At 64.1% G+C, this 4,722-nt stretch carries 5 protein-coding genes; 4 read left to right on the plus strand and 1 reads right to left on the minus strand.

Features of this window, described 5'->3' with window-relative positions:
- The 3 genes from AC1DT2_RS16065 to AC1DT2_RS16075 form a co-directional block, all read left to right on the plus strand.
- Nucleotides 1–401, plus strand: a 401-nt coding sequence (locus tag AC1DT2_RS16065) for a TonB-dependent receptor domain-containing protein (protein WP_477297406.1), incomplete at its 5' end; no start/stop codon positions are given.
- Nucleotides 402–487: 86 nt separating this feature from the next.
- The gene (locus AC1DT2_RS16070; RefSeq protein ID WP_477297408.1) at nt 488–1,534 is read left to right on the plus strand and encodes a glycerophosphodiester phosphodiesterase; all 1,047 of its coding nucleotides are present in this window, start codon (nt 488–490) and stop codon (nt 1,532–1,534) included.
- Between the two features lie 105 nt (nt 1,535–1,639).
- Nucleotides 1,640–3,145, plus strand: a complete 1,506-nt coding sequence (locus AC1DT2_RS16075) for an amino acid permease (protein ID WP_477297410.1) — start codon at nt 1,640–1,642, stop codon at nt 3,143–3,145.
- A gap of 12 nt (nt 3,146–3,157) precedes the next feature.
- Here AC1DT2_RS16075 and AC1DT2_RS16080 read toward each other — a convergent pair whose 3' ends face one another.
- Entirely contained in the window at nt 3,158–4,282 is a 1,125-nt protein-coding gene (locus AC1DT2_RS16080) for a hypothetical protein (RefSeq protein WP_477297411.1), read from the minus strand.
- Nucleotides 4,283–4,488: 206 nt separating this feature from the next.
- Here AC1DT2_RS16080 and AC1DT2_RS16085 point away from each other — a divergent pair.
- On the plus strand, nt 4,489–4,722 hold a 234-nt coding region (locus AC1DT2_RS16085; RefSeq protein ID WP_477297413.1), incomplete at its 3' end, for a glutathione S-transferase N-terminal domain-containing protein.

Raw genomic sequence — 4,722 nt, forward strand, 5'->3', positions numbered from 1 at the left:
GGTATGACGACAACTATGTCGCCAGCGGCCAGGTCGTGCCGGTGAAGGGCAAGACCACCGTCGATACGCCCAAGCGCATGCTCGCGAGCGAGATCAGCTATACCTACGGTCCGTGGTCGGCCAGCCTGCAGGGCAAATACACCGGTAAGCGCTACTACACCTATACCAACGACCAGAGCGTGGCCGGTGCCACCGCCTTCGACTTCGGTGCGAGCTATAACTTTGGCCCCATCGCCAGCCTCAAGGCGCTCACCCTGGCCCTGAACATCACCAATCTTACCGACCACCGTTACGCGACCAACCTGACCGCCTTCGCGGCGACGGACCCGAACGGCCGCGCGCTCGCGTTCCACGCCAGCGCGCCGCGGCAGAGCTTCGTCACCCTCACGGCGGATTTCTGATGAAGGTTCTTGGCCGCTCTTCATATGCGCGCTCCTCGTATGTCTTATCCTCGTGCGCTCTCGCCCTGGCGCTAGGAGCGCTCTCGATGCCCTCGCATGCCGCAACCGCACCGGCGAAGCCCCTTGCCGCGAAGGTCCTCGTTATCGGGCACCGCGGCGCGAGCGCGCTTCGGCCGGAGCACACGCTCGCCTCCTACGCCGTCGCCGTCGAAGACGGCGCCGACTTCGTCGAGCCCGACCTGGTGTCGACCAAGGATGGGGTGCTGGTCATCCGCCACGAAAACGACATCGGCGGCACGACCGATGTCGCCGCTCATCCGGAATTCGCCGGCCGTCGCACGACGAAGACGGTCGACGGCGTGCAGCTCACCGGCTGGTTCACCGAGGACTTCACGCTCGCGGAGTTGAAGACGCTTCGCGCCCGCGAACGTCTCGCCGATATCCGTAAGGCCAATACCGCGTTCGACGGCCAGTTCAGCGTGCCGACCTTCGACGAGATGATCGAGTTCGTCGCGGCCGAGTCGTCGGCGCGCGGGCGCGTCATCGGGATCATTCCCGAGATCAAGCACTCCACATATTTCCGCGGCGTTGGCCTGCCGATGGAAGACCGGGTGCTGGCCACCCTCGCATCCCACGCTTACACGCGTTCCGCGCCGGTCGAGATCCAGTCCTTCGAGATCGGCAACCTCAAGTACCTGCACGGTAAGCTAGGCAAGGCGCACCCGAATATCCGCCTCCTCCAGCTGATGGACGCCGCGGCGGAGCATCCCGCCGACGATGCAGGCACGACGTACGGTCAGATGATGACGCCGGCTGGCCTCAAGGCGGTCGCCGTCTATGCCGACGCCATCGGCCCATCGACACGCAGCATCATCCCGTTGGGTAAAGACGGTCGGCTGGCCCCGGTGGCACCGTTGGTCCATGACGCGCATGCCGTGGGCCTTGAGGTCCACCCGTACACGTTCCGGCCTGAGAACCACTTCCTCGCTGCGGATTTTCGCAATGATGCGGGGGACGCTGCCCGGAACGAGGCGGGGTCGGTAGCGGAGATTCGCGCCTACCTGGCGACGGGGATCGATGCGTTCTTCACCGATGACCCGGCGTTGGGGCGTAGGGCGCTGGATCAGCGCTGAGGCGGCTGGTTTCGCCGATGAATCGGCTCCCACATGGGGCTGCGGCATCCCACCGCGGCCTGCCGCAGGTATGATCCCCGGTCAGCCAGTCCAAGGGATCCCCCGATGTCGTTAGCCAAGTTCCTCCGCCACAAGTCCGTCGAGCAGTTGCAGGCCGAGGTTGGTCAGCGCAAGGACTTCCGGCGGGTGCTGGGTCTGTGGCAGCTCACGGCCATCGGCATCGGCGGCATCATCGGCGTGGGCATTTTCGTGCTCGCTGGCCAGCAGGCGGCGCTCAATGCCGGCCCGGCGGTCGCCCTCAGTTTCATCATCGCGGGTCTGGGCAGTGCCTGCGCCGCGCTGTGCTACGCCGAGTTCGCCGGCCTGATCCCGGTCACCGGCAGTGCCTACACCTACGGTTACGCCGTACTCGGCGAAGGCGCCGCCTGGATCATCGGTTGGGATCTGCTCCTCGAATACGCGCTGGTGGTCGCCGTCGTCGCCATCGGCTGGTCCGGCTACGTGCAGGTGCTGCTGTCGTCGGCGGGTGTGCACCTGCCCGAGTGGGCGCAGAAAAGCATGAGCGCCGACACCATGGCGTACTACTGGCAGCACGCCGTCGGGCCGCTCGGCGTGAGCTTCGCCCATCCGGTCGCCGCCCCCACGGATGGACACCGCTTCAACATCATAGCCGCCGCCATCTCGGTATTCGTCGCCATTCTACTTTCGGTGAAAACGGAGTGGGGCGCGCGCCTCAACACGGTGATCGTCGGCATCAAAGTGATCGGCGTGGCGCTGGTGATCGGTGTCGGCGCGTTCTACATCAATACGGCGAACTGGCACCCGTTCATTCCCGAGCGCGTGTTCGACGATAAGGGCATGGGCCACTTCGGCTGGCAGGGCGTGCTGACTGGCGCGAGCGTCGTGTTCTTCGCCGTGTTCGGCTATGACACGCTGACCACCGCGGCCGAGGAAGCCAAGGATCCGCAGCGCGATCTTCCGCGTGCGGTGCTGCTGTCGCTGGCTGTGGCGATGGTTCTCTATATCGCGGTATCCCTGGTGCTCACGGGCATCGTGCCCTATGGCACGCTCAATGGTGAAGCATCGGTGTCCGATGCCTTCAATGCCATCGGCCTGCCGTGGCTGAGCAACGTGATCGCCGTGGCGGCGGTTATCGGCGTCATCAGCGTGTTGTTCGCTTTCATGTTGGGTGCGGCGCGCATCTGGTTCGCGCTGTCGCGCGATGGCTTGCTGCCGGCATGGTTCGCCCGTGTCCACCCGCGATTCGGCACGCCCGCTCGCCCGACGATGATTCTCGGCATCTTTACCGCCGCGGTCGCCGGCCTGCTGCCCATCGGTGAAGTGGCCGAACTGGTCAATATCGGCACGCTCAGCGCTTTCATCCTGATTTGCGCCTCGGTGCTCGTGCTGCGCGTGCGCAAGCCCGACCTGGAGCGGAAGTTCAAGACGCCGGCGGTGTGGTTTGTCGCCCCGCTGGGCATCCTGTTCTCGCTGGCGCTGATCTGGGGCCTGCCGTGGATCACCTTCGAGCGCTTTGCAATATGGATGGCGATCGGTTTGATCGTTTACTTCACCTATGGCGTGAAGCACAGCAAGCTCAATCGCGACTGAGATGCCCTCCGGTCATTCGACCATGTAATGCGGTGTGTCCGGCGGGTCCGGACGCACCGGCACGGTCCACTCGTTGGCCATATAGGAACGCATGCGCCGTTCGTTCGCCGCCGAGTAGCGGTAGCAATTGGCGCGCAGCAGGCTGGTGGTTGACTTGAGGTTCGTTTCGCACGGCCAGCCTGACGACCAGCGTACTTCGGCGTCTTCGTGGCTGGCAGTCAGCGTGTGGCCGTACTCATGGGCAACGATGGTGTAACGGCCCTTGAGTGAAGCCATGGCGTGGTCGCCGCCAAGCCACGCAAGTCCGGATACGCCCGGCGCAACCTGGTTGCCCGTCAGCAGCATGAACTTGTATTCGAACTCGCCGCGAACGTGGGGAAGCTTTTCGCGACGTGCATAGCTGTCCACGGCCGTCGTCCAGTCCTTGAGCGATGAAGCCTGTCCATAAGCGATATCGGTCAGTCCGTCGACTTGCTGGCTGTAGATTGCCCACAAGCGCCTGGTCGGCAGGATTCTCTTCATGTCGGCGATCCACCAGGCGACATACTTCGCGTGGATGTGTTCCCGTGTCATGTCGAGGGTGTCGTCGTGAAGGAAAAGCCAGAAGACCAGGACGGGCGAAGATGCTGCCCGAGGCCGACTTGCAGCCGTGGTGCCGTTTCGTGCATCTCGTGGCACCGCCCGTCGTTGTCTTGATGCGCGGTGCGCTGCAGATTCATCGTTGCCACGAGGCGCATCGGGGCGGCCCTGATGGCTGCCTTCCGCGTCGCGGTCGAAAGTCGTGACTTCCATGTCGCCGGAACGAGGCACGCTGATATCCAAGTGACCGCCGGAACGGGTTAGCACGGCTTGCTCGCCCTGCCATGTCACCCGATACATGGCCCCCGGCACGTCCCCTGACACGTCGGGGAAGTGAAGTTCAACATCGAGTAGCGACTCGATGACAAGGGCGCCGCCGCCTTTGCCGTCGGAAAGCACGATGGTCTGGGGTAGTTCGCGAGCGATCGCCTCGTCGAAACGGTCAACGGCGTTGGTCGAACGAGCATGGGACGTGCTGGCAAGGAGGGGGCCGAGCGCAGAAAAGACCAGTGCGTGAAGAGCGGGGCGCAGCGGTGGTGGGCGGCGGGGCGCAGCCATGGAAGTCCTTTTCGTGGGGCGGTGCGGACGATAACGTGGTCGAGCTCGTTCATGGTGGCTCGCGGCCCACCCACGGCAGACCCCTACGGCAATGGGGGGCATTCGGGAAAGTGGTCTCGATGAGGACGCTGCCTTACCGTCGGCCCATTGAATCGAGCGTGGTAACGACCTACCTTCGAAAGGTCACGGCCCGAAGGAAAGGCAGCATGTCAGATCTCTCCGCGTTCCCGATCACCTCGCGCTGGCCCGCCGCGCATCCTGATCGCATCCAGCTGTATTCGCTACCGACCCCCAACGGGGTAAAGACCTCGATCCTGCTCGAGGAGCTCGGGTTGCCGTACGAGGTACACCTCGTCGACATCATGAAGAACGAGAACAAGACGCCGGAGTTCGAGTCGCTCAATCCGAACGGCAAGATTCCGGCGATGATCGATCCGAAC

It is taken from the genome of Luteibacter sp. P4_E6, assembly GCF_056401535.1.

Bases quoted from the DNA above. Each gene is read 5' to 3' on its own strand.
- AC1DT2_RS16070 (WP_477297408.1), top strand. From the start codon at position 488: ATGCCCTCGCATGCCGCAACCGCACCGGCGAAGCCCCTTGCCGCGAAG.
- AC1DT2_RS16075 (WP_477297410.1), top strand. From the start codon at position 1,640: ATGTCGTTAGCCAAGTTCCTCCGCCACAAGTCCGTCGAGCAGTTGCAG.
- AC1DT2_RS16080 (WP_477297411.1), bottom strand. From the start codon at position 4,282: ATGGCTGCGCCCCGCCGCCCACCACCGCTGCGCCCCGCTCTTCACGCA.